This is a genomic window from Pseudorhodoplanes sp. (assembly GCF_050250235.1).
In the GTDB taxonomy this organism is placed as follows: Bacteria; Pseudomonadota; Alphaproteobacteria; order Rhizobiales; family Xanthobacteraceae; genus Pseudorhodoplanes.
Map to the genome: position 1 here is coordinate 1 of NZ_JBFWPA010000093.1, position 25,423 is coordinate 25,423.

25 protein-coding genes are annotated in these 25,423 nt (G+C 55.8%); 18 read left to right on the forward strand and 7 right to left on the reverse strand.

Translation table 11 applies throughout. The features are described from left to right. The 3 genes from gdhA to AB7F49_RS28040 form a co-directional block, all read right to left on the reverse strand. Positions 1–1,285: NADP-specific glutamate dehydrogenase (gene gdhA / locus AB7F49_RS28030; RefSeq protein WP_428528555.1), on the reverse strand; the 1,285-nt coding region annotated here is incomplete at its 3' end. Positions 1,286–1,360: 75 nt separating this feature from the next. Next, the gene (locus AB7F49_RS28035) at positions 1,361–1,816 is read right to left on the reverse strand and encodes a hypothetical protein (RefSeq protein WP_428528556.1); all 456 of its coding nucleotides are present in this window, start codon (positions 1,814–1,816) and stop codon (positions 1,361–1,363) included. 99 nt (positions 1,817–1,915) lie between these two features. Continuing rightward, positions 1,916–2,374, reverse strand: coding sequence for a group III truncated hemoglobin (locus AB7F49_RS28040; protein ID WP_428528558.1), 459 nt, complete (start codon positions 2,372–2,374; stop codon positions 1,916–1,918). 82 nt (positions 2,375–2,456) lie between these two features. On the opposite strand from AB7F49_RS28040, the gene AB7F49_RS28045 reads away from it, so the two are divergent. The 13 genes from AB7F49_RS28045 to AB7F49_RS28105 all read left to right on the forward strand — a co-directional run bounded on the left by AB7F49_RS28045 (position 2,457) and on the right by AB7F49_RS28105 (position 11,703). Continuing rightward, positions 2,457–2,633, forward strand: a complete 177-nt coding sequence (locus AB7F49_RS28045) for a hypothetical protein (protein ID WP_428528560.1) — start codon at positions 2,457–2,459, stop codon at positions 2,631–2,633. Positions 2,634–2,688: 55 nt separating this feature from the next. Beyond that, positions 2,689–3,165, forward strand: coding sequence for an RrF2 family transcriptional regulator (locus tag AB7F49_RS28050; RefSeq protein ID WP_428528562.1), 477 nt, complete (start codon positions 2,689–2,691; stop codon positions 3,163–3,165). Between the two features lie 38 nt (positions 3,166–3,203). Then, positions 3,204–3,530 (forward strand): DUF6522 family protein, encoded by a 327-nt coding sequence (locus tag AB7F49_RS28055; protein WP_428528564.1) that lies wholly within the window; start codon positions 3,204–3,206, stop codon positions 3,528–3,530. A gap of 87 nt (positions 3,531–3,617) precedes the next feature. After that, positions 3,618–5,276, forward strand: a complete 1,659-nt coding sequence (gene ccoN / locus AB7F49_RS28060) for a cytochrome-c oxidase, cbb3-type subunit I (protein WP_428528566.1) — start codon at positions 3,618–3,620, stop codon at positions 5,274–5,276. A 5-nt stretch (positions 5,277–5,281) separates the two neighbouring features. Beyond that, on the forward strand, positions 5,282–6,016 hold the full coding sequence (ccoO, locus tag AB7F49_RS28065) for a cytochrome-c oxidase, cbb3-type subunit II (protein ID WP_428528568.1): 735 nt from the start codon (positions 5,282–5,284) through the stop codon (positions 6,014–6,016). Beyond that, positions 6,016–6,186: a cbb3-type cytochrome c oxidase subunit 3 gene (locus AB7F49_RS28070; RefSeq protein ID WP_428528596.1), complete on the forward strand. Its 171-nt coding sequence runs from the start codon at positions 6,016–6,018 to the stop codon at positions 6,184–6,186. The genes ccoO and AB7F49_RS28070 overlap by 1 nt, the downstream gene beginning before the upstream one ends. Then, positions 6,177–7,058: a cytochrome-c oxidase, cbb3-type subunit III gene (gene ccoP / locus AB7F49_RS28075; RefSeq protein ID WP_428528570.1), complete on the forward strand. Its 882-nt coding sequence runs from the start codon at positions 6,177–6,179 to the stop codon at positions 7,056–7,058. The genes AB7F49_RS28070 and ccoP overlap by 10 nt, the downstream gene beginning before the upstream one ends. Next, positions 7,055–7,273, forward strand: a complete 219-nt coding sequence (locus tag AB7F49_RS28080; RefSeq protein ID WP_428528572.1) for a hypothetical protein — start codon at positions 7,055–7,057, stop codon at positions 7,271–7,273. Before ccoP ends, AB7F49_RS28080 begins: the two co-directional genes overlap by 4 nt. A gap of 28 nt (positions 7,274–7,301) precedes the next feature. Beyond that, a complete protein-coding gene (locus AB7F49_RS28085) occupies positions 7,302–8,084 on the forward strand; it encodes a DUF2189 domain-containing protein (protein ID WP_428528597.1) in 783 nt (260 codons plus the stop codon). Beyond that, positions 8,084–8,272, forward strand: a complete 189-nt coding sequence (ccoS, locus tag AB7F49_RS28090) for a cbb3-type cytochrome oxidase assembly protein CcoS (protein WP_428528574.1) — start codon at positions 8,084–8,086, stop codon at positions 8,270–8,272. Before AB7F49_RS28085 ends, ccoS begins: the two co-directional genes overlap by 1 nt. Positions 8,273–8,383: 111 nt before the next feature. Next, on the forward strand, positions 8,384–8,959 hold the full coding sequence (locus tag AB7F49_RS28095) for a 5-formyltetrahydrofolate cyclo-ligase (protein WP_428528576.1): 576 nt from the start codon (positions 8,384–8,386) through the stop codon (positions 8,957–8,959). 1,643 nt (positions 8,960–10,602) lie between these two features. After that, positions 10,603–10,746, forward strand: coding sequence for a hypothetical protein (locus AB7F49_RS28100; protein ID WP_428528599.1), 144 nt, complete (start codon positions 10,603–10,605; stop codon positions 10,744–10,746). Between the two features lie 357 nt (positions 10,747–11,103). Next, positions 11,104–11,703 carry a uracil-DNA glycosylase family protein gene (locus AB7F49_RS28105; RefSeq protein WP_428528578.1) on the forward strand — a complete coding sequence of 200 codons (600 nt, stop codon included), beginning with the start codon at positions 11,104–11,106 and terminating at the stop codon, positions 11,701–11,703. A 408-nt stretch (positions 11,704–12,111) separates the two neighbouring features. Here AB7F49_RS28105 and AB7F49_RS28110 read toward each other — a convergent pair whose 3' ends face one another. Further along, positions 12,112–12,597 carry an NADH dehydrogenase ubiquinone Fe-S protein 4 gene (locus AB7F49_RS28110; RefSeq protein ID WP_428528580.1) on the reverse strand — a complete coding sequence of 162 codons (486 nt, stop codon included), beginning with the start codon at positions 12,595–12,597 and terminating at the stop codon, positions 12,112–12,114. Between the two features lie 71 nt (positions 12,598–12,668). After that, positions 12,669–13,322, reverse strand: coding sequence for a YoaK family protein (locus AB7F49_RS28115; protein WP_428528582.1), 654 nt, complete (start codon positions 13,320–13,322; stop codon positions 12,669–12,671). A 501-nt stretch (positions 13,323–13,823) separates the two neighbouring features. Between AB7F49_RS28115 and AB7F49_RS28120 the strand changes: the two genes are divergently transcribed. The 3 genes from AB7F49_RS28120 to AB7F49_RS28130 are packed head-to-tail and all read left to right on the forward strand — an operon-like array spanning position 13,824 to position 16,382. After that, entirely contained in the window at positions 13,824–14,165 is a 342-nt protein-coding gene (locus tag AB7F49_RS28120) for a DUF3489 domain-containing protein (protein WP_428528584.1), read from the forward strand. Positions 14,166–14,167: 2 nt separating this feature from the next. Beyond that, positions 14,168–14,653 carry a DUF2924 domain-containing protein gene (locus AB7F49_RS28125; protein ID WP_428528586.1) on the forward strand — a complete coding sequence of 162 codons (486 nt, stop codon included), beginning with the start codon at positions 14,168–14,170 and terminating at the stop codon, positions 14,651–14,653. Continuing rightward, a complete protein-coding gene (locus tag AB7F49_RS28130) occupies positions 14,646–16,382 on the forward strand; it encodes a recombinase family protein (RefSeq protein ID WP_428528588.1) in 1,737 nt (578 codons plus the stop codon). Before AB7F49_RS28125 ends, AB7F49_RS28130 begins: the two co-directional genes overlap by 8 nt. Positions 16,383–16,976: 594 nt before the next feature. Here AB7F49_RS28130 and AB7F49_RS28135 read toward each other — a convergent pair. Together AB7F49_RS28135 and AB7F49_RS28140 are read right to left on the reverse strand one after the other, a co-directional pair. Continuing rightward, positions 16,977–18,500 (reverse strand): DUF2130 domain-containing protein, encoded by a 1,524-nt coding sequence (locus tag AB7F49_RS28135; RefSeq protein ID WP_428528590.1) that lies wholly within the window; start codon positions 18,498–18,500, stop codon positions 16,977–16,979. An 87-nt stretch (positions 18,501–18,587) separates the two neighbouring features. Beyond that, the gene (locus AB7F49_RS28140) at positions 18,588–23,453 is read right to left on the reverse strand and encodes an AAA domain-containing protein (RefSeq protein ID WP_428528592.1); all 4,866 of its coding nucleotides are present in this window, start codon (positions 23,451–23,453) and stop codon (positions 18,588–18,590) included. 376 nt (positions 23,454–23,829) lie between these two features. Here AB7F49_RS28140 and AB7F49_RS28145 point away from each other — a divergent pair, with 376 nt between their 5' ends. Both AB7F49_RS28145 and AB7F49_RS28150 read left to right on the forward strand, forming a co-directional pair. Then, positions 23,830–24,288: an MbcA/ParS/Xre antitoxin family protein gene (locus AB7F49_RS28145; protein WP_428528594.1), complete on the forward strand. Its 459-nt coding sequence runs from the start codon at positions 23,830–23,832 to the stop codon at positions 24,286–24,288. A gap of 221 nt (positions 24,289–24,509) precedes the next feature. Next, entirely contained in the window at positions 24,510–24,977 is a 468-nt protein-coding gene (locus AB7F49_RS28150; RefSeq protein ID WP_428528601.1) for an RES family NAD+ phosphorylase, read from the forward strand. Positions 24,978–25,423: the final 446 nt, after the last annotated feature.

Sequence of the window (25,423 nt, forward strand, 5' to 3'; positions counted from 1 at the left end):
AAACATAATCATTCGCGGATCCGTATTCTTCTGCCGTTTCTGCGCAAACATCATGGATGCCGTGCATTATCGCGGCCAAGCGAGTTTCCGTTTGCTCGAATGTCCAGCTGTCACGTGAGGCGTTTTGTTGCATCTCCAAAGCGGATGTGGCTACTCCACCAGCATTTGCAGCCTTGCCGGGCGCAAATAGAACACCAGCCTCCCGGAACAGGCGTACTGCTTCGGGCGTACATGGCATGTTCGCCCCTTCGCCAACGGCTACCACTTTATTTTTGATGAGCGCACGCGCGTCCTTTCCCGTCAGTTCATTCTGCGTTGCCGATGGCATTGCAATCTCACATGCGACATCCCAGATCGAGCCATTTTCAATGTAGTGCGCTCCGGTCCCCTTTAGCCGCACATATTCAGAAATCCGTTCCCGCCGAACTTCTTTGATTTCCTTCACCAGGTCGAGGTCGATACCGCTTTCGTCCACCACATAGCCGTTGGAATCCGAGCACGCCACGATCGTGCCTCCAAATTCCAAGATCTTTTCCATAGTGTAAATCGCCACGTTACCGGACCCTGACACGACCGCTCGCTTACCGGAAAACTCCTGGCCCTTGGTAGCGAGCATGCGCTCCACGAAATAGACCGCACCATAACCTGTCGCTTCCTTTCGCGCTCTCGAGCCACCATAGACCAAGCCCTTGCCGGTCAGCACACCCGCCTCAAAGCGGTTTGTTAGGCGCTTGTATTGACCGAACATATATCCAATCTCACGTCCGCTCACGCCGATGTCGCCAGCGGGTACGTCGGTGTATTCACCGAGATGACGATGCAATTCGGTCATGAAGGATTGGCAGAATCGCATGATTTCGCCATCGGAACGACCACGGGGGTTGAAATCGGCCCCACCTTTGCCGCCGCCGATCGGAAGACCCGTCAGCGCATTCTTGAAGGTTTGCTCGAAGCCCAAAAACTTAATGATACCAAGCGTCACCGAAGGATGGAATCGGATTCCACCCTTGTAGGGTCCGAGCGCGGAATTGAACTGCACGCGGAAGCCTCTATTGATCTGGACCTGACCTTTGTCATCAACCCATGGTACCCGGAAAATGATCTGCCGTTCGGGCTCGCAGATTCGCTCTATCAGAGCGTCATTGGCGTAATCCGGGTGCTTGGCGATGACGCGCCCCAGGCTTTCCAGCACGTCACGCACCGCCTGATGGAATTCAATCTCGCCTGCATTGCGGCGAATAACCTCGGCCAAGATTGGCTCAAGTTTTTCATCAATCTGTGTCAAGAACGCCTCGTTTCTCTTTGCGGGATTAGCATTGCGACCGGACCTATCTTCGCACCGGTCCTTCCCTTCGACCGCTCAATACCCGAAGCAGCTGCGGATCAGATCGAGTTCGAGGAACGTCACAACCATAATGGTGTTCGCTGTCCACGCCACGACCAGCAGACGCGCGAACGTGCTCCAGATGTTATCGAAGGCGCTGCTGGAGCGCCAAATTGAAACCAGCAGCCAGACCATATAAGCGACTATAAACATTAGCAGAATTTGTCGCAGCACGGTTTGATCGGCCAAGAAGTACAGCGCACCAAAGCCGATCGTCCCAAGGACGCCATAGCCCCAAAATACTCTCTTCAGCGACTGCTCTCCCCGCCAAGCGCTTATCTCTGGATTGAAAAACACTACAAGCGTCGACAGGACATACGAGATCCAGAAGACGCTTTTTGTTGTATATCGGTCTACTCCGCGCGGCATTTTCTGAAGCCCGTTCGATGGCATCGAAGGTTGCATTTCCTTGATGTCCGGTGTCGCAACCAAGGACGATCGTCTGCTGCTAGTCGTATTGGACCCAATAAGCTCGCTATGAACTTGACCGCTGCGTCCTGACGACATTGCGACAACGCAGATACTGACAGTTTAGTGCTGTGGCGTTGTTTCAGCTTTCGCCCAGCGCGGCCGTGTTATCTCACCCCGACGCGTAGCGATTCCGAGCTCCAGACTGTCAGCAATTCGGCGGGCACGATCGATGAAGACATCCGCTGCCTTTCTTGGGCAAACAGACAGGGCCGTCGCTTCGAATATTTCGAGCCAACGCTCGAAATGCTCGGCCCTGATTGGAAGTGAAAGATGTGCCTGCATGGGTTGACCATGATAGCGGCCCGTCATCAACACTACCGACGACCAAAAAGCGCACAGCTTCTCCAGATGATGGTTCCAGTCGTCCACCTTTTCTTCGAAAATTGGGCCTATAAGCGGATCGTTCCGCACCTGGGCATAAAACGCCGTCACGAGGACGCTAATCATAGCCTCGTCAATGCCGGTCCGATCTTTTATCTCGGCCGTTATTCTGGCGCGCCGCTTGGCAGCTTCTTCCATCCTTGATTTCCTAAAGATATATTTTCACTATTGCTTTTATCAACCGAGGGTATTATTGTCAAGATCAGATCGGAGACACCCCATGGGACATGCAACATCCGTCCTCAACGCGTTTACCGCGGTTCTACTGCTACCGGGCGATATCGCATGTGATGCGATTGGTGTAGCCAAGGCTGACAATCGCGACCTGGTTCGCATGTTGATCAACTCATTTGCCTGGGCCTTCATTGGCGCTCTTGCCGTGGCCGTCTTGATATAAGCAGCCTCGGTATCCCGTCGAAGGTTTTCATAGTCGATGGAGCGATGGACGACCTATGCGCCTTACAACATTATCGGATTATGCGCTTCGCGTTCTGATGTATTCCGCAGCGTCCGGCGACACACTGCTCACCATTGAGGAGACTGCTCGCACGTATCAGATCTCGCGGGCGCATTTGATGAAGGTCGTCAATATTCTCGTGCGACACGGCTTCCTGAAAGGTCTCAGGGGTCGCTCAGGCGGCTTTATGCTGGCCAAGTCTCCAGACTCGATCGTCGTCGGCGACGTGATACGCGCAACCGAGCCTGACTTCGCGCTCGTGGAGTGCTTTGCCACAGGCAATCAGTGCATCGTGACAGGTTGCTGCAAGTTACCCTCAATGCTCAATGAAGCCCTCAACGCCTTCATCGCAACGCTTGATCGATACACGATCGCTGACCTCATGCTGAAGAAATCGGATTTTTCCATACCGAAGAAAGCCCGATCGTTTGGCACTCGCGGTCCCACCATTAGAGTTGCCGCCCGAGCGTGAGAGTTGAGCGCTTACGTGTTCTTACGGAGGAGTTTTCAATGACTGCTAGTCGTAGCGCCGTTGGCAACAGCGAAACAACGATTAAACGCGACGGCAACTGCTTCACTCTAGACGCTGCGCTGATCGGCGAACTTCTCGATGTGTCACCCACCGACGTTCCCGCCCTGATGCGGAGCAAAAGCATCACGAGCGTGTGCGAAAGCGGGATAGATGCAGATCGTGGGACGTTCCGACTCAACCTGTTCTATCACGGGCGACATGTAAGACTTCGGGTTGGCTCCGAGGGCCAAATCCTGCACCGCTCGATCATCGACTTCGGCGAGCGGCCGCTGCAGCGGGGCCGCCGAAGCGCTTCAGAGCGATAAACTTGGAGGCCGCACGCTTACTGCCCTTTTTGGACTCGATGGACAGCGACACCAGTACAACGTGTTTTAGGTAATGGAACTACACTTATGATCGCACAGCTGACGACTAATGAGCGCCAGTTCGCGATGGTGATGCTGATCGTATTGGCCGTCGCCGGCCTTGTGCTAGCCGCTGCAGGACGCGATGACCTCCTTGGCGGGCAAGGACTGTTGATTTTTCTCGTTGGGCTCGGCGGCATTTTCGGAATCATTTCTAAGTACTACTCGCCAGAGCCAACTGAAGCGCGGTTTGCATATTATTACGATGATCCGACTAAAGCGGGCATCGTTATCGCAATGGTATGGGCCGTTATCGGAATGTTTGTCGGCGATTGGGTCGCTTGGCAATTGGTCTATCCGGATCTGGCCTTCGATGCTGCATGGTCAAGTTTCGGACGGCTTCGGCCCGTCCACACAACTTCGGTTATTTTCGGGTTCGGCGGCAACGCGCTGATCGCGACGTCCCTCTACGTGCTGCAGCGCACGTCGCGAGCGCGTCTACCGGATCAACTCAGCCCGTGGTTCGTTTTGTTCGGCTACAACCTCTTTTGCCTGCTCGCCGTCACCGGCTACATGATGGGGATCACTCAGTCGAAAGAATACGCCGAACCCGAATGGTACGCGGACATCTGGCTGGTGATCGTGTGGGTGGTTTACTTCGCAATCTATATGCGCACGCTCGCACGACGCAAAGAGCCGCATATCTATGTCGCCAACTGGTACTACATGGCTTTCATTCTGGTTGTGGCGATTCTGCACATCGTCAACAATCTCGCCGTGCCGGTGTCGTTCGGACACGCCAAGAGCTACTCGTCATTCTCCGGCGTTCAGGACGCCATGACGCAATGGTGGTATGGCCATAACGCAGTTGCGTTCTTCCTGACCGCGGGCTTCCTCGGCATGATGTATTATTACCTGCCGAAACGAGCCAATCGCCCGATTTTCTCTTACCGGCTGTCAATTATCAGCTTCTGGGGCATCACATTCTTCTACATGTGGGCGGGCTCGCACCACCTCCACTATACGGCTCTTCCCCATTGGGTACAGACACTCGGCATGACCTTCTCCGTCATGCTTTTGGTGCCATCGTGGGCGTCCGCGGCGAACGCGCTGCTGACGCTTAACGGTGCATGGGACAAGGTTCGTGACGACGCGACCTTGCGCTTTATGATGGTGGCGGCTGTTTTTTATGGACTGTCGACCTTCGAGGGGTCGTTCATGGCGATCCGGACAGTCAACGCGCTGTCGCATTATACCGACTGGACGGTCGGCCATGTTCATGCAGGCGCCCTCGGTTGGGTCGCGATGATCACCTTCGGCGCTATCTATGCTTCTGTGCCTTGGCTCTGGAAGCGCGAAGGGATGTATTCGGCGCAGCTTGTCGAAGTGCATTTCTGGTTGGCGGTCGCAGGCACCATTGTTTACGTCTTCTCGATGTGGAATTCCGGCATCATTCAGGGGCTAATGTGGCGCACCTACAACGAGAGTGGCACGCTCGCTTATTCGTTCATTGAATCCGTTGTGGCCATGAGGCCGTATTACATCGCACGGGCGATCGGCGGCCTGTTATTCCTGATCGGAGCGATTGTGGGCTGTTACAATATCTGGATGACGATCCGTACCGCGCCGCAAGTCGCACGCGAGCCGGTCTCCAACGCGCCCGATTCTGTTTTGGTCGGCACACCCGCCCTTCAACCTGGGGAGTGACGCTCATGTTTGGCTTTCATTATCGTCTGGAGCGAAAAGCGATCGGACTCGTCCTGGCGATCATTGGCGTAGCCAGTATTGGTGGCATCGTCGAGATCGCGCCACTCTTCACAATCCACCAAACGGTCGAAGCGGCGCCCGGCATGCGGGTCTACACGCCGTTAGAGCTCGCCGGACGGAACATATACATCCGCGAAGGCTGCTATGCCTGTCATTCGCAAATGATACGGACGCTGCGGGACGAGGTCGAGCGCTATGGTCCGTATTCCCTGGCTGTCGAGTCGAAGTACGACCATCCGATGTTATGGGGCTCCAAGCGTACCGGACCGGACCTGGCACGCGTTGGCGGCAAATATTCCGACGAGTGGCACGTCGCACACCTGAACAACCCCCGCGCCGTAATGCCTGAATCGATCATGCCGGCCTATGCCTGGCTATCGCGGACTGCGTTGCGAGCCGACGATCTCGGCGGACACCTCCGGGCAATGCGTGCGGTAGGCGTTCCCTACACCGACGAAATGATCGCCAATGCGCCTAACGATGCCTATGGGCAGACCGCACCCGATTCGCCGCAAGCGGAAAGCGTAACCAAGCGTTACGGCGAAGCGACAAACGTCCGGGTCTTCGACGGCGCGCCGGGCGCTCTTACTGAAATGGATGCGCTTGTCGCCTATCTGCAGATCCTCGGCCGGCTGACCGATGCGGCGCACAAGCCCGTTGCAGCTGTCGGGAGCCGATGATGGAGTTCGCCCACAGCACACTCGTATGGTTTTCCAAATCGTTCGGCCTGTTTTACCTTATCGGACTGTCGATCGTGGTGGTGGCCTATACGTATTGGCCTTCAAACAAGAAGCAGTTTGATCGGGCCGCGACGTCGATCATCGAAGACGAGGATCGGCCATGGCAGTGACAGAACGCGATCCCCACACTGGATATCTGACCACGGGTCATGAGTGGAACGGTATCAAGGAACTCAACACGCCCGTTCCGCGCGCGGTTTACTTCTTTCTCATCGCCACAGCTCTGTTTTCGCTCGGCTACTGGATCCTGTTCCCTGCCTTCCCATTGGGCTGGACCTATACCAAAGGCCTGCTCGGAGTCGATCAGCGTACGACCGTGAACGAAGCCTTGCAGCGCGCATCGCTCGATCGTGAAAGCTGGACCAAGCAGATCGAGACCAATAGCTACCAAGCCATCCAGGCCGATCCCGCGCTAATGACGATTGTGCGTCAGACTGGACGAGCCCTGTTCGGCGACAATTGTGCTGCCTGCCACGGTCTTCATGCTGAGGGAAGCAAGGGGTTTCCAAATTTGACAACGGAATCCTGGTTGTGGGGTGGCGACCCGGAGACGATTGCCGAGACGATCCGGGTCGGCATCAACTCCAGCCACCCGAACAGCCGCGTCGCACAAATGCTTGCATTTGGACGCGACAATATTCTGCCGCGCACTGACGTCGAAAACGTAGTGAGTTATGTACAATCTCTTTCGGATCCCGCAGCAGTAAAGCAAGTACCTCAGCAGAGGCTTGATTCCGGCAAGACGATTTTCGCCGCAAATTGCACCTCGTGCCATGGCGACGACGGCAAGGGAAAGTCCGATCTCGGCGCCCCCGACCTGACCGATCACAACTGGATCCACGGCGGCGATCCGCAATCGATCTTTACAACCGTTTGGCACGGCCGGCAGGGGCAAATGCCGGCATGGGAGAACCGACTCGGCTCGCTCGAACGTAAGATTCTCGCGCTGTATCTAGTCGATTTGAGGTCGCGCAAGCAATGACCAACATTCCGGCCCAACAGGCTCGAATTCAGCGCAAGGCGGCGGTCTGGATCGCTATCGGTCTTGGCCTGCTATTTCTTGTCGCCGCCAACGGCCATCTTGTTTACGTCGCGGTTATGTCGCAACCGGCCTGCGTCGATCATGTTAGGCAAGGCGATCCGGACAACGCACAAAACCGCTTCCGCGCCGCCAAATCTTCATGTTCGCCGCGGTGAATGCATAGAAGACGGAAAGAGACAAAGCATGACGACCATCCCAGCCGTGCTGCCCCCGACACCGCGGAAGCAAACCTGGAACCGGCAACTGGCGCCGTCGATTGCCTTTACATGGCTGGCGGCTGGATGGCGCGACCTGAAGGTGCAGCCGCTGAGCAGCTTGATGTATGGCGCTCTGGTCTTTCTGGTCTCAGTTGCAATCGTGATCGGCCTTGTTGCATTCGGATGGGACTATATCCTCTTTCCGGCATTTGCTGGCTTTATGGTGGTCGGGCCGTTGCTCGCCATCGGCCTCTATGAAAAGAGCCGTCGCATCGCGTCCGGAGAGGCCGTCAGCCTCATGCGGATGATCTTCGTCAACCCCAGGTCCGGTGGCCAGGTTCTGTTCACGGGCATCCTGCTTTGTCTTCTGATGTTGTTGTGGATGCGCGCCGCTGTCATCATTTATGCCCTGTTCTTCGGACTGCGACCTTTTCCGGGCCTCGATCATATCGTGCCGATGCTATTCACAACGCCGACCGGCTGGATGATGCTGATCGTCGGCAGCGTAGTAGGCGGGCTGTTCGCATCATTTTCATTCGCCATCAGCGCGCTGTCGATACCGATGCTGCTCAACGAGCGCGTGGATGCGCTGACGGCAATGGGGACCAGCACCGCTCTCGTCTGGAACAACCTGCCGGTTATGCTCACCTGGGGCATGATTGTGCTAGGTCTGTTTCTCGTCAGTCTCGCCACCGGCCTCGTTGGATTGATACTCGTCTTTCCGCTGCTGGGTCATGGTACTTGGCACGCTTATCAAGCGATTCGCTGATGGATTTCTTTTTTCTCATCCCAATCGCTCTTGGGCTCGGCCTTGTTGGGCTCGCAACGTTCATGTGGTCGCTCAAGAGCGGTCAATACGACGATCTTGACGGCGCAGCAGAACGGATTTTGATTGATGACGACGAGCCGATCGTCAAACCAAGAGACAGCGGTAAGCTTGACGCGCCCGCGGGATAGTCAACGTCAATCGGCTGCTCAATTTATACAAGACCGCATTCGTCGCCGGTCCCTGAGCCTCGGCGCTTGGCTGAACCAACAAGAAGTCGTTGAAAAGCCGACAGAGGAGGCATGGATTTGATGGATGCTGAGACAAGAGCTTGGCGCGTCAGGGAGCGGGTTCGCCTCAAGGACGAGCGCATGCATCTTCCCTCCGCTGACCGTTCTCTTCTGACCGACGCGATTGCCCGTAACCTGGATGTAGTCTTTAAACGACTCCGCGGGACGCTTGGTGTCTACTGGCCCATCCAAGGCGAGTTCGACCTGCGGCAATGGGCGGAACGGCTACGCATCAGAAGGCGCCACACTCTGGCACTACCCGTCGTAGTCAGGGAGCAAGCACCGCTTGAATACTGCAAGTGGCAACCTGGCGATCCGATGGCCCGCGGCTTTTGGGGCATCATGGTGCCAAAGCAGGGGCAACCGGTCATCCCCGATGTCGTCATCGCACCTTTGGTCGGTTTTTGCGGATTTTATCGGCTTGGTCACGGCGGAGGATACTTTGACCGTACGCTCGCGGCGATGCGGCCGAAGCCTCTAGCGATCGGTGTAGGAACTGAGGCAAGCCGCATCGAAGGCTTTGTTCCGCAGCCGCACGATATCCCCATGGACGTTATTGTCACCGAGGCCGCTGTTTACCGTGCGTAGAACAGCGGTGCTTCGGTTTAGAACAGGGAGGAGACGCGCCAACTTGATCCACACCGGGAGCCCAGCCTCGTATTGATAGGCAGAAGGTAGCGGTCTCGATTAGCACAACGACGCATTGAAACTCATGCTTGACATTAATGATTGGCCTGCACCGGTTTCATTGACATGCACTGAGGCGAATCCGGCCTGCTTTTCGAACTCCATAGGGCTTAGATACCCAATCGTCGAATGCAGGCTTTTTGGACTCCGGCAGTCGCCATACTCGCCATCGTCAGGTGCCATTGCACACATCCATCGACAGGCCGATGCATGGCCGTGGACATCAGTCAGTACACGTCGGGCTTGGCCTCGGCGCGAAAGGCCACGGTCTGAAAGGGGCTGGCAACACAGAGCGCGAGCTACTTGTTTTCTACGAAAGTTTATCTACATTGAATATGCCATGAGCATGTTTGCATTTGGATTCTTTCGTTTTCGCGCGGGCTACCTTCAAGCAGGCTAGTCGTCCCGGGTGGCCGACTTCTCGTCGGAGCCGCCCGGGGTTTCAAGAACAGCAGACTTTTCCAAGCTCAATTCGCTGTTTGCGCCGCAATGGGTCCGTGTTGACCGATCGCGGAGCGCGGGAACGCGCACGAAAAGCCCGATTTTGAGCCGGGGTCTGCACGCACGACAGTCATCGAAATCTCTGAGGACAGCACCATGGTCGCTATCTGGATTACGCTTTTCATCGTGGGGCTCTTGACGATCCTGCTTCCCGCCCTCGGTTTCGCCGATCAACGAGAGACCGGATCTGGACGAGGCGCTGAGGGCCTCATCAAAGCTCCTTGATGAGTTTGGCAGTTGAGGCGAGTTACGGGGCCAGCCAACGGCATGTTCCTCGTGCTCGCCCTTGGCCTAGAGGATGCCCTAAGTCGCCGCGCCGCTGGCTCGCTCTCCTCACTTGCGAGTCAGCGACCGTATGCCTGGGCGGCTCGGCGGCGGGAGACCGAAACACGAAGTCTTTATCGAAGGGGTTTGGCGGCTTTCTGTTCGATATCTCCCGTTGCAAAAGACGCCAAGTGCCGAAGGGCATGCATCTCAATGGGAACTTCTGATGGGCGAAATCGGAAGTGGTGCGGATCGGCCTTGGACCATCGAGGCAGTTCAGGAGCTCATTTCATTGGCTCGCGAGAGGATGCCTGCTGCGATCATGAGCCTGAAGCTCAAGCGATCCGAGATTACGGTTAGGGCGAAGCTTGCGGAACTCGGATTGTCACCTCTCCCGCGACGATGACGGCATAGCCCCGTCGGGCTCCGGTCCCCGACGCAGCGCGGGCTTGCTGTAGCTCAATATGGAAGACCTATGCGAGCCGCTCCGCATTTGAGCTTTCTCCCTGTGAACAAGAACATAGGGATGGATTTTTCGGATCAGGCGACTTTCGGAAGAGTATCAGGGAAGACTTCCCTATATTTTGATTCTGGTTTTTTGTCGGTCCGCGGGTCCGCGTGCTTCAGGGCCGTTGGCCGTGGAGGTCACTGGCACGCTGACAATCAAATACACGGACCCAAGAAATGCTTGAAATGCTAAAACATCGGTCGATAAATCCGCGTACACACACTCCCATCAAATCAAACAGATCACCGCTAGCATCCAGGAATTCGGCTTCATCAATCCAGTTTCTATTGATGGCGCCCACGGGATTGTTGCCGGCCACGCCCGGACCGAAGCAGCGGTCTCCGTGGGTAATGACGGATGTTCCTATCGTTTCGACCACCCCTCCCCTTCTCAAATCCGAGCCCATGTCATCTGATAACAGACTTGCGGAGAAAGCCGGGCGGGACCGAAATTTGCTAGCCTTGGAGCTCCAAGGAGCTCTCCGTCGAACCGAACTTCGACGTCACGGAAACGGGCTTCGACACTGCCGAGATCGATATTCTCATTACCGAGGCAATCGATGCTGAGCCGGACGAAGCCGACATCGTTCCGGCTTCGTCGTCTTTGGAGGGCCAAGTGAGAATGAATGAAAGCTTCAAAGTATTGTTCCAACTAGAAAATACTGAACCACAACCGATAGCGAGTCGAAGGTCACCGTCATAACTCTGTCAGCGACTACTTGCGAAGCTCCCGTGGCCCACATATTGGTGATGAACCAAAGAGGTTCTGTGTAATGTCTTTGCCGCAGCTCTTGCGCGAAATCAGTGCTTGTAGGATTTGCGAAGCCAACCTTCCGCAAGGTCCACGGCCAATTTTGCGCGCATCAAGAAGCGCACGATTATTGATCATCAGTCAGGCACCCGGCAGCAAAGTACATCAAACTGGTATCCCGTGGAACGACGCGAGCGGCGATCATCTGCGCGATTGGATGAATTTGGACCGTTCGAACTTCTACGACGAAACAAGGATCGCGATCGTCCCGATCGCCTTTTGCTACCCCGGTGCTGAAGCAAACGGTGGCGACAAGCCACCTCGTCCGGAATGCGCCCCGCTATGGCATCAGCGAGTACTTAATCAACTCCCAAATCTCCAGTTAACGCTGCTCGTGGGTCAGTATTCCCAAATGCGCTACTTGGGATCAAGTCGGAAAAAATCGATGACGGAAACGGTGAAAGCATTTACAGAATATGGCCCGAAGTTTTTCCCGCTTCCGCATCCGAGTTGGCGAAGCAAAATCTGGATGCGAAAGCAGCCGTGGTTTGAGCAAACGGTCGTACCTCAGCTGCAGAAAGCTGTGCGGGGCGTGATCGCAGATGGAGCAGGTGACTCATGACCTCAGATAGCCTCGGAGAAGATATTTAGCTCGCGCACATTGTCGGTCGGGTAACCGGATTGCTATTTGCCGCGCGTAGTCTTTTGGTGACTTCAACAACAACGCGAGTGACGCCAACTCGGTTTTTAATGGTCCCGCAATGACTGGACGCGAAGAAGCACAGCCGGGATGTCAGCGACAAGCTTATTCCCACCGTGAATTCCGAGTTCATCAAGCTTTTGTCGGAGCGTAGAATGCATTTGCCGCCGCAAATCAGCGCCTTGGCCGGCATGCAGCCGACACGGGCGTATGTGGTACGTAAGGGCCCTCGTTGATCGGTCGACCGCGCCAATCTCTGGAGTTCCTGCAGCGTGGTAATCGCTGTCATCGTTTCTTATACCTCTCCACGTACGCTCACGGGTCGCGCCATCACGGGATCGGACGTCGCAGTTTGCGAGTCCTCTGGGCGGTCTTTCCTTTCTTTGCCGGCGCTGCGGCATCCTTCCCGTCCTCAGTGGCAGAGCGGCCTTTACGCGCTCCGCCAGTATGTCGGAGATCAGGCGCAATGAGACACTCCTGTCCGACGCCTCTTGAATGGGGCTCTCCTTGAAGGCGATAGGTGAGCCCCTCCCGCTCAGCGAACGCGACGGCTGCTGCGCGTGTAGGAAACGAGAGTTCGACCTGCGTCAGCGTATCGTCACCCCCTGTCCATCCCATCAAGGGTTCGATAAACGGCGGCGTTCGCCTTTCGAAGGTGAGTATCCATCGGCGTGCGCGTGCCTTACCGGACGTCATCACCGAGCGAGTCGGACGCCCGATCAGTGCAACGGCGTCCGGCGGAACGGAGGTTCGCGACGTCCAAGTCGGACCACGATTGTGCCCTATACCTGAGGTCGGCGCACGTTTCCGAGTCATGTTCAAATCTCCAATAAAACTACCCTAATGGCCCAGGATGCCGGTCACGAGCGCCTCGTTCGTCATTCTCGTCAAGTTGCAACGCCTTCTAGACGCTTCTGTTTCCGGATTTCTACGAGAGCCGCAATAAACGTGAACGCCCCCAGAGCCCATACCACGAGTGTTGGGACCGCAATCGCGATAAACCCGTACTTCCTATGGAGCACCGCTCCAGCAACAGCTCCCGCGACGAACAAGAACCAAATCAATGCATGAGGCGCCCAACTCCATGATCGTGCCCTTCCGATCAAGAGTCTGCCTAGCGCTTGGCTGAGGCTGACGAGCGTGCCGGTCATGAACGTCACGCCGAGGCGTATGCCGCTGATCGGGCGCAAAGCGGTATTCTGAATGCCCATGGCAGCCACTACGGGAACCACTGAATCGGACGAAGACCATCCACTTTCGATCATCAGAATTGCGCCGGTGAGGCAGGCGGCCTCGAGCAAGATCGCGGTCGCTACTCCTAGCGGCCGCATTACCCCGGAGATCACGCTTGCGATTGTCGCCGCGATCACGAAAACCGCTATCAAAACGGTTGCGTGATACATAGCGACCCAATCGGTCCCGCTTGCGCTGACGCCAAGGGAAATGCTGGCCCCGCTCATAAAAGACGCGAAGAAGCCGCCCAGTTCGATAAAGCCTACCGCGTCCACGAACCCGGCCACTGCCGTGAGCACGATGCCCACTCCGATTTGCAACGAGCGCGGAATGACCGCGTGACTCGTCGAACCGTTGGGCTCGCTGCGAGTAGAGGTCGCGGGCATTGGCCTGATCGCTTCCTGCTCCGAATTCCTGTTCCTGCTGCCTTTCACAGCAGAGCTCCTGTCAGGAACATGGCGATGCTGAAGTAGATCACGATTCCCGAACTCCGACGAGGGTCGCTTTGCGGTCCCTGAAATTGACCTCCCGTCACAAGACGACCTTATGTAAATTCAACGGCGGTCTGGCGCTCAGTTTAATGATGATCCGCGCCTGCCGAACTGAGCCATAAGATTGCTCACTATTCGCTGGACTTCCAGGCGGAACGAAGCCTGTGTGGTGGCGAAAGCGCCATCCAATGCCGCCAGCATAATCGACCGGTTCACCTGACATTCCGCTGCATAACTTCCCCTGCCAGTGCCTTTCACCTGCGCGGGGGCTTCGATGGTGACGGCATGTGCCGTCTAGAGGAGTAACAGGAGGTTGATATGGCCAAGAGTAAGCCTGCGAAAAAAGCCAAAGCAGCGACAATGACGAAGTCCCCGCGCCAAGTGGCAAGTCCGCTTAAGCAGCGAGCCAATTCGAAGCAGGCAGACGTGATTGGGATGCTGCGCCAACCGCAGGGCACAACGATCGCAGCGATCATGAAGGCGACGGGCTGGCAGCAGCATTCCGTGCGCGGCTTCTTCGCCGGCGTTGTGCGCAACAAGCTTGGTCTGGCACTAGTATCGCAGAAATCCAAAGATCAAGATCGGGTGTACCGGATTGCCCCGACCAAGCCGGATAACCCTGAGTCCAAAGCCGCGAAACCTAACCGTCGAGCGGCGTGACCATGGCCCGGCGGACCGTCCATGCGACGACGCCGGCCTCGCAACCATCGCAGCTCGTTCAGGCACGCGAGAGCCTGGACGATCTGCGTCGCGAATGGCGGCGTCTTTATAGGAGCGAGCCACCTAAGCTCAGTCATGATCTTTTGGTCCTCGGTATCGCCTACCGGTGCCAGGAAATGGAGCACGGCGGACTCGGCAAGGCGACACTGCGCAAGCTGCAGACACTGGCCCAGACGTTGCGAACCACAGGGCGGGTTGGACCTTCGCCAAATCTCACTTTGAAACCCGGTGCCCGTCTTATCCGGGAATGGCACGGCCGCACCCATACTGTGACCGTCACCGAGAATGGGTTCGAGTATGGCGGAACGACCTATTCGTCCCTCACCCAAATCGCCAAAGAGATCACAGGATCTCATTGGTCCGGGCCGCGCTTCTTCGGTCTTCGTGCGAAGGGCGTAAAACCGGTAAGCGGAGGCGACAATGGCTGACGCCAACTATTCTCCGCGCCGGTCCGCCAAACGATCCCGCTGCGCCGTTTACACCCGCAAATCCACCGAAGAGGGTTTGGAACAGGACTTCAATTCTCTCGATGCCCAACGCGAGGCCTGTGCCGCTTTTGTCCAGTCGCAAAAGCAGGAGGGCTGGATACTCCTTCCGACCACCTATGACGACGGCGGATATTCCGGCGGTTCGCTCGAACGCCCTGCCTTGCAACGGCTGCTGGCCGACATCGAGGCCGGGCGTATCGATGTGGTCGTGGTCTATAAGGTCGACCGACTGACCCGCGCGCTCTCGGATTTCGCCAAACTGGTCGAAGTGTTCGACCGCCGCGGCGTCTCGTTTGTCTCGATTACTCAACAATTCAATACGACCACCAGCATGGGGCGGCTGACATTAAATATCCTCTTGTCCTTCGCTCAATTCGAACGGGAACTGATCGGGGAACGGGTACGCGACAAGGTCGCTGCCTCCCGGAAGAAAGGCATCTGGATGGGAGGTATCGTCCCGCTCGGCTACGACGTGAAAGACCGCAAGCTTGTCGTGAATAAAGCTGAGGCGCGGACAGTCGTGGATATTTACCGGCGCTACCTCCGGGTCAAATCGGTCAATGCGCTTCGAGCGGAACTAGACGCCGCCGGCATTAAAAGCAAGCGCCGTGTCCGGCGCGACGGCAGCATACACGGCAACCAAAGCTTTTCGCAGGGGGCGCTTTATCTTCTGCTTCAGAACCGGACCTATCGCGGCGAGGCGAAGCACAAGGGCAATGCCTATCCAGGCGAACATACGGCGATCATAGACAAGCCGCTCTGGGACGCCGTTCAGTCTGTGCTCGCCGAGAACCGCGTCGAGCGGGCGGCCGGCGTCAACACCAAGGCGCCAAGCCTGCTGACCGGCCTGTTGTTCGACGAGGCCGGAGAACGGCTGACGCCGACCTGGTCGATCAAGAAGGGCACGCGATATCGCTACTATGTGTCTACCTCGCTTGTGAAAGGTGGCAGAAAAGCCGGCTCGACACGCCGCCGCATCCCTGCAGGCGATCTCGAGAACGTCGTTATCGAGCGGATTCGCAAATTCCTATCCAACCGCGGAGAACTGCTTGATGCCATTGAAGAGAGGGACCGCAGCCAGATTGGGCATCGACATTTAATAGAGCGAGGGCGCCAACTCGCAAAGGAACTGAGTGAGCCGCCCGAGAAACATCGGCCATTTGTCCTTTCATTGGTTCCTCGGGTGGAAATCGGAGTCACGCACCTCAGCATTTATATCTCGCAATCTCGACTGATGGCATTGCTCGACGCAAATCACATGGAACTACGAAATGACCATGCGATCGGTGCCTCCGACCCCGTCCTGACGTTGACTACCCCAATCCAGTTGGCTCGTGTAGGCGAGCAAATGAAATTGCTGGTCGAAGATAAAGAGGACAATAGAGAGCCCGACATGGGCCTTCTGCGAGTCCTCGCCCGCGCCTATGACGTTCAGCGCCGACTTTGCGACGATCCATCTCTTACGGTTCTCGAAATCGCCCGCCGGGAGCAGATTACATCGAACTACCTGTATGTCGTCCTTCGCCTGCGTTGGCTCGCCCCGGACATCGTCACCGCGATTGTCAACGGCCGGCAACCACCACAGCTCAGCACCAAAAAATTGATGCGGCTTATGGCAAAGTTACCTGCCGACTGGGAGGCACAACGCTCACAGCTAGGCTTTCGCTGACGGACGGTAAAACGTGGTCGAAAGTGCCACAATTAAGGTGACGCCTTCAAGGAAATCACTCGCGGCGAGACGGGACCGCCAAATATCGATCTCCGAACATCCAAGGGCAAAAGCCAAAATATCAGACCAGCAATGGCGTCGAACTGCGATGAAATAGGTCAAGCGGCGACGCCATCGCCCTACGTTCTTAAGACTCTAGGCGAGTCCATAAACCTCTCAGAAGAGTTTCACGACAAAATCATAACTCATGATTTTGCGATGTTGTGCAACATCGCTCAACACGTCGTTCCGATCGGCATGCGCGATGGCTCCTACACAGCTCTAACGCCAATTATTCACCGAGCTCTTGAAATAAACAACATCGCGTCCGTATCGCGCACGGCTGGAGGATGGTTTATGGAGGCGCTGGTTTTCTTGCTCACGTTTCACGCCAGAAGCTAGTCTCCACAAACTACTATCGGAGTCCTTCAGAAATTACGTCGCTTTCGGAGAAGATTGACGAGATCGAGCGCGACTTGAGGCAGTGGTATATTAGCTACAAGCAGTGACGCCTTTGCAGGCGCGCCGTGAATCGACGTCGGCCCCACCCGCACGTTACACGGCGGCGAATCCTTCATCGTTTGCCCCCTCTTCCCCAGCTTCGAGAAGCGGCATCGCGACAATTTCAATCTCTTGTATCGCCTTGCCAGCGATGCCTTGCAGGTCTCCGACCATACCCGCCATAGAATCGATAACACCTCGCATTTGCTGCTCGCGTTTTGCCCATTGCTTCATAGTCGAGCGACGCTCGCGCTCCAAATCAGACTGCATCTCCATGAAACGCTCGACAACCGCTGAAACGCGATGCCGGAACTGAGCGCCCGTGAGGTATCGATACATAAGCTCCATCTTGGTCTGCTGACCTTCGCTCGCCTGCCGAGCGCTTGCAATGCTGATCAAAGAGTGTCTGAGCACTTCCGCAACAGGTATGGCGCATCGAGATTCCGTCACCCAGACTCCGTCAAGAAGTTCGAAGTTGTTCATTCCCCTTGGCAGGGCCGAGGTAACGATGATGGCAATATCAGCTCCCGCCTTTCGCTGATCGTCTCGTAATTTTGGCAACCACCCTTCGCTGAAATTCTTGGTCCGCTTGGACTCCCATAAGATTGACCCACACGGCTGATCTGCAGGCCCGACTATGCGATGCAGAACATCGCCCCCAAACTCGCCCTTCGGCACTGGCTCAATAATGTCGCGAGAGAACTTGGTCCGCAAAAGCGCTTCGAGATGAAGTTCCTGCGCTTCACCTTGCGACTGCTGCGAACCTTGTTCCGCTTTTCGCCTCAGCTCTTCGATCTGGCGCGCCATAGAAGCGATTTGCTGTTCTTTTTCCACCAATGGAAGTTTCATCGCCTCCTCAGCATCTTGCCTCGCCTTCGCTCGGATACCGTCAAGCTCAGCGCTGATTCTAGTTTGAATCGTAAGCTCCATTTCGCGGCGAGCATTCTCAAGCTCACGTTCTTTGCGCACGACATCGGCTTGCGCCTTCTGCGCGATCGCGAGCTTTCCATCGCGCTCATCGATCTCGCGCTGCATCGAAGCAATTTGCTCCTCTTTGATCGCGACGCGCGCATTGGACGAGTCTTCGAATTCACGCTGCATCGCCGCTCGGACGTTGCCGATCTCGGCCTGGACTTTGCTTTGCACTATGAGGTCCATTTCGCGTCGCGCGTCCTCAAGTTCGCGCTCCTTCCGCGCCACCTCCGCCTGCGCTTTCTGAGCAATAGCGAGCTTCCCCTCGCGATCCTGGACCAACGCATTGAGGTCAGCAATCTCCTGGGCCTTTGCTTCGAGTTCTTGGGCACTAAGTCGTCTTGCCTTTGCCGCCTCGTGTTCTGCGATGCGCTTAGATTCAGCGCTGATCTTCTGCGCAATTTGATCATCGATCGACGCGCGCGAGCGTTCGACCTCTGCCAGCCGCTCGCGAACCGTTTCCTCGCGCGCGGCGAGGTCGCGGTCCTTTTTTGCCAGCGCCTGCTCAAACCTTTCTTGGCTTTTCTTCAGGAGCGGCGCGGCTAATGATTCCGTCAAAGGAATGTCTGCGCTGCAGTTGGGACAGGTAATCGTTGGCTCTGCCATAGGACACCTCAGGTGCATCGCGTTTGCAGCACGTCTTCTGGGATTTGATTAATCGTCGCGGCGCTCTCAAACCAAAACTCTCGCGGCCTATGCCGCTTCTGCCTTCCTATGCTCGACGCGGACAACAAGAGCACGTCTCGTTCTTCCGCCAACATCAAATTCAATCTCGTCCTCTTCGTTCGTACCAATTAACTGCTTTCCGAGAGGCGCTGACGCGGCAAGGTAACCGTTGGCTAGATCGTCGCGGTTCTGCGTCAACTCAAAGCTGGCCGTCCGGTTGTCGTCGAGGTAGCGAATAACAACCCGATCGCCTAAGCGTATGCCAGTTCCAGTGTTCGGGCGCTGAATAGGATAAGGTGGCAATCTGTTCACTTCTTCAGAAGATCGGACTTCACGGAATTCAGTATATGCCGTCGGCGCATCTTCTTTTTGAATGGGGCAGATACGGAGTCGCTCAAGAGTATCGAAAAGATCAGCCATGCACCCATCGGGATCGATGGTGAAACTGGACGACCAACAGCGCCAGAATTTCCAGCCTACTCGTTCAAGAACACGCTGGCGCGCCATATCATCCGCCCATCGTTCGGGGCCATGGTACTTGTCGCCGTCGCATTCAATCGCAAGCCGTGAGCTGTTCGCCCCCTCTACGACCAAATCGATTGAATAACCCATAGCACCCACTTGCGGAGTCACGCGGTAGCCGCGCTCTCTAAGGCGCTTAAGGATCGCGCGTTCAAAATCTGAATCGCACAGTGCTTCAAGGTCCGAGGACGCAACAGGCCGCCCCTTCATCGGCTCTCGCATGTGGGCTATGACTCTTGCTTTCAAATCGTTCGGGTTCAGCTCTTCTTCCCGGACAGAGCGAACGAGATAGAGCCGATCGCGGGCGCGCGACATCGCTACGTTGAAGCGCTGCTCAAAGTGGGTTGCCGTTTGCGCTTGCTTCTTCAAGGAATCCGCGACCATTGATAACAGCACGATATCGCGCTCATTGCCTTGGAACGTTGCGCTGTCGCCGCATGCTATCTTATGTCGAACAACAATTTCCTCTCCGAACCGCTCCAGCACCAAACGATTGATAAGCGCCGCCTGCTTTGAACCAATCAGGGAAATCACGCCGATCGTGCGCCAAGCGTCCGCAGCGCCTTTTGTCGCGAGATGAGGTGTGTCGACGATCTTCGCAATTTCGTCGAGAATAACTTCGGCTTCACGGTAGTTTATTTTGTCGCCAGTGCGGGAACCATCGCGGACGTAAATGTCGACTAGCGGCGGGTCAATTCGCTCCTGCAACGTCGGGACACGTAAAGGAACCAACGCTTCGGTGTAGAACTGGGCAGAGAATTGAATGATCGGTTCAACACAACGAAAGTGTTCGCGCAACATGACAAACTTATTGGGAAACATGACTTTTGCGAGGTCATAAAGTGACGCGCCAGGGAGCAGTAGGGTTTTGAAGGGATGAGTAGAAAGATAGGTTCGCTCTAAGCGATCGATTTTTGCGTTTTCGATGAAAGCTGCTGTCGGGCTTACTTGCTTGTCGTCGCCTACGACCAACACCTTTTTTCCGCGAAGTAGTGTCGTGACTTCCTTGACATCCGACTGCGACGCTTCGTCCATGATGACAAGATCGAAAGTTCCGACCTCGCCCGGCAATTGCTCGGCGACACGCCATGACGGCATAATCCAACAAGGAACGCCACCGTAGCACGCAGCCATCGCCTGCCGCGCGGCCCGACGATGGCGCGCCGCGCCGGCACTTCGTCCCGCGCCGATGCGTCGCAGTGATGTTGCGAACATCATCAAAGCCGCTCTGACAGGGCCAGTCATTTGTTGCGCCAAAGTGTAAAATGTGCGCTCCCGGACCAAGCGCTCGAACGATTTGGAAATATTGGTTTCGAGTTCTAGCCGCTCAGCAGAGATTGTCTGCATAACGTCTCGCTGGTCATGGCGGCGCAAGAATGCCATTGCCGCGCCGAAGTCCCAAGCTTCAGCCCAGTTATCTGGAATTTCCTGATCGATCCCATTGTCTGAAATATTCTTTCGAAGGCGCTCCGCCCATTTCACAGCACCTGACTTTTCGAGTACCTCCGTAACTTCGGCGACAATCGCAAAGTTTGGACGGTGATCCACAATATCGCGCAAAGCTTGGAGCACTGCACTCCAAATCGCCTCGATTTTCTCAACGGCAATTTCCTTATTTCCAATTGCCTGCTCGATCAGACTTTTGACGATAGGACCGAATTTGGTAGCGCGATCTGTGAAATGGTTCGCGATGCGGTCTACTTCAGCGCGGGAAGCTGATAGCCGAGACGCAGCGGCCGCATCACGCAGGCAATCACGCAGCAGCTCCATTTGTGTCACGTTTGGCCACAATGCTCCCGGATTCTTCGGTAGAATTTGCGGCAAGCAGTTTAAGAGCTCTCGATGTATTTCCGGGACACTGAAAAGCGCAGACCTTAACGCCGCAGTTAAAGCAGACAGGGCGCTTAGCGACGCGGTGTATTCGGTCGAAAGTCCCAGTTCACCCGCGAGCGCGTGCCATCGGGCATGCACTTCAGAATATCGGCCACGCCAGTCATAGTAAGCTCGGACGTGCGCCCATTCCTGCTCGGATTGAGGCTTACGTCCGACGATGCGCACCTCGTCGATGATTGGCCTCAGCTTCTTTTCCGAAAACGCGAAGAGGCCGAAGGCAGTCTGCCCCTCCGAAAGCTTCTTGAGAACGGCATACACTTCTGCGCTCGCGAATATCTCCTGCGGAAACGCGACGGGGAGCTCTATGTACTGACGATAATCATCGAGTAGTTCCGAGGCGACCTCGGCAAACGCCCGAAGAGCTGGCAGCGCGGCTGGCGACGGCTCCGACATTTGGACAAATTGGCTGAGCCATGGATATTGCACGAGGTGCTTTGTGGCTAGAATCAACTCACCCAAATAGTCGGCAGCCACTTCGGCCAGGTCCACTGCTTCCAAGCTCGTGAGCCGCGGTGCAAATGCCGTGGCCGACGCAGCCCGCTCCGAATGTTCCCGGGCGCGCGTAAGATCGTCGTGAATTCTCCCCATCTCGTGTGGTGAAGGCAGATCGGAAACAGACGGGTATTCGCCGTAAAGGTATTCAAGTCGTTTTCCGAGTGCAGCCCGAGCTCGCCGAAGGCTGTCGATCTCTCGATGAGAAATAGGTGTCTCTGACAAAAATGCTGATGGGTGGTCGTCGAACCAGCTGCACGCTTCGCGGTTGGCGACGACGGCTTTGGCTAGATCCGCGGGAGAAATACCGCGACCGGGCACTTCCGTAAGCTGAACGCGGGCGAAGTCTGCGATCTTCGTGTCGATAGCGTCGCGACGTTCTCGCATCTTGATAATCGATGTCTCCAGATCGCGAATTAGGCGCGATTGCTCGCTAGGACGAAGGGTTTCAACGATTGACTGCAAAAGCCGAATTGCGCCTTCCAGTTGCTTCAAGCCCTCACGCTCCGAGGTCGTGATGCTTATAGCCAGACCACGAACTTCTTCGGGGAGCTGTTCACGGAGAACAGACAACGCTGCTTCGCCATGCGAGACGACGAGAACTCGCCGACCGGTCGCGAGATAATGGCAAATGATATTGGAAATTGTGTGGGTCTTGCCTGTTCCCGGCGGACCTTGAACGACGACGCCATCTTCTTTTTCCAGTCGTCGAATAATCTCTTTCTGCTCCTCGTTAAATGGCTTCGGGAAGAACAAATCGCCCAACGGTGACTCCGTGTCGTCTGCCTCTGGCATGCCGACAGAGCCGCCCATTATGCCGGACAACGGATTCCAACTGGGAGAAGCGGGTGGTTCGGGGCCCATAACGAGCGTGGTGGCGGGACCGGGCAAGTCATCCTGGCTTTTTTCTATCGATGCCTGAAGACTCTCGATGTCCCTGAGCAAGAAGCTCTCGTTGCGCCGCCGAGCAAAAATGACCCAACGGTCTGACACCGTTAATTGCGAAGAGGCAGGCGGAATCTCTCCGGACGGATCAATAATATCGCTGTCGGGCAGATAGCGTCCTTCTGCGTCTAGCTGCGATTGACAACCGCGCAATATCGGCTCGTATGTTTCGCGTGCGAAGGGCGACACACCGTCCTCTTCGGCACTCAAAGCTAATGCTCGGCGCGCGGTATTCTGAGCGAGAGTTGCGCCATCGAGCCGCAACTCGTCATAAGGGCGCAAATTGATTACTGCATCTGCCTGACGAGGACGCACCCGGATTAAGCCGCCAGCTTGCTCATCGATCTCAACTTCAACAAGGCGCTCAAGGAGCGGCATGTCTATGAGCGTGCCGTCTTTGATCCAGCGGGTGAGTCCAATTCCCCAGACAAGTTCGATCGCTTGTTCGGGCCCCCCGAGTTCAATTTGCTGAGTGGCTTCAAACAAGCGCTGGTAAAGCGAGATGCAACGTCGCCTTGGTAGCTCTTCGGTCGCCCAATTCAGCCAAGGACCAGCGATGTAGGCAGCGGCCTCCGCTTGCAATTCGGGACGATCCTCGGCGCGTTGGCGAACGTCAAATTTTCCTTCGTTCTTCTGATCTAGCGCCGGATGGCAGTCTTCCGGGCGGACGTTCGCGTCAGAAATAAGCTTATCCCGCTCCGCCGCCAAAACCGTAGTTAGAAGGAAGTCGCGTAGCTTCGGTTGCTTCTCTGGATCAGCGGAATTTTCTAGCCAGTCGGTAAGCGCTTCAGGAGGTTTAGGAGGGTTTCGTCGCTTTAAGCGTTCGACAGTCAACCAAATAGGCCCGTCCTCGTCCGCGTGGTCATGGCGTATACCGGGAATGGCGTGAAACTCATGCTGGTGAAACTGATAGATTTGTCCGCTAGCGAGACTGTGGTCTGCCAGTTTGAATGCAGGCTTCTCGTCTAGCTTGACCACCTGCTCCACGTAGCCGAGGAGTTCCCGCAGCCGCACCGCGGCCGTGTTTTGGAATTCAGTCAAAGCAACTTTTCCCCCAAGAGCAGCTCAGCAGTTCCCTTAGCCTCTAATGATTCTAGCGAAAGACGACTGAAAGGTGCACTTCGAAAGACGACTGAAAGGTGCACTTCGAACTGAATGCGCCCAAAGCGCGCAGAGTTGTCCCCGCTTGTGCCCGGTGCCTCATCGTGGCACCGGCGTGGGCCGGTCCCCCGGCAACCAGCCTTACCAGGCAGCAGCGCCGTTGGCATGATATTGGGCCGACCAGGCATTCTTAAATAAGACAGCAATAACAATATGTTATATGAATTTAGCACAAAAAGGTAGGAAACCTTTCAAAATCCAATTGCATTATTTCTCTACATATGGAGATATGAGTCTATATCTGGAGACTATTCCAATGGCTGAACATCTGCCAGTCGGTACCGGCGGTGGGTTCGAAACGATTCCTCCGGATAAGCGTAGCGACAAGGACGTTCGAAAAACAATGTCTCTCCCTGCGATCCGCGCATTCTTTAACGTGGCGGATCGGTGGGAATTGCTCGTTGAGGAACGTCGGGGGCTGCTTGGCTGGCCGGGAGCTTCCACATATCACAAATACAGGCAGGGTGCGAAAACGGGGGACATTCCTGCGCTTACCTACGATGCTTTGATCAGAATCTCCCTTGTCTTGGGAATGTTCAAAGCGCTCCACATTCTTTACTCGGAGCAATCGTTAGCTGACCGTTGGATAAAGCTGCCAAACAAGAACCCGATTTTTGCCGGCAGCAGCCCGCTGGCCTTTATGATGGCAAGCGGAATTGACGGGATGTACCAAGTCCGCCGACTATTGGATGCCCGACGCGGGGGCTGGAATTGAACCCCGCGCTCGCCAGAGTCCGAATCGTAGATTCGCACCGGTTAATACCAAGCCGTTTCCCACCAGTAGGCATCCTGGACTTAATCGCCGCTCCAGAAGACCTTCCCTTCGTCTTGGAATTGGAGAACTGGACAAACGATCGCATTTCAACGGAGCTGGGATTGTTGAATACAATTCCCAATCATGAATGGGTCGTTGGCTTCACAAGCGCGACAGCGATAATGGCTGCTTTTTGTCATCCGCATCCAGGGGGAGGACGCTTCAACACCAACACGAGAGGTGCCTGGTATGCCGCGTCAGAATTGGACACTGCCCTCGAAGAGACGATTTATCACAGGACGAAAGAACTAGAAGAGATAGGCGAGTTTAATGCGCGCGTTGAAATGCGTCAGTACCTTTCCGACCTTGATGCGGAATTCCACGATGTCAGACCCTCTCCCGACTTCGATAGCTGTCACGATCCTCAAAACTATCGAGACGGTCAGCGCCTCGCTGAGCAATTGCTCGCCTCGGGTTCAAATGGCGTGATTTATCGAAGTGTCAGGCGCGCAGGGGGTGAATGCATTGCATGCTACCGCCCAAAGTTAATCTTAAATATTAGACCCGCCGCCCACTTTGAGTACCTATGGGATGGCAAGCCGCGACCCCAAGTGAGAGTGCTCACTACTGCGAATGGTACTAAGCATTGACCGACTAAACCAACGTCGGAGCACCTCATTCGCAAAGCTTTACGAGCGAAGCCGAGTGCGCCTTTAGATGAAAAGATTTGATGGTCGTTTTGTGGGTAGCGTTATTGACGTCAGAAAGATGCCCATTCACTGAGGCGCACATCCGCTTCGTTGATAGCTTTCATAGTGAAAGCGCGCGAACTACACAGCCAATCGCGCAAAGACGCGACAACCCCCAAATGGCCACGGAGAGATATTTGCGTGAACTTCGCGGGAGATAACGCGCGAGAGCGTCTCTCCTGATAATTGATCGACATCTGAAGGCGCGAAAGTCGCGCAAAATCGGGCGAAACTTGCACTTAGAAAATTCTAAATAGTTATTTACTAGCCTTGGCTGGGTCGTTGGCGCGCCGAACAGTGTGCTGCGAACCAGTCTCTGTTGCGGAATTGGGATATATATTGGGAAT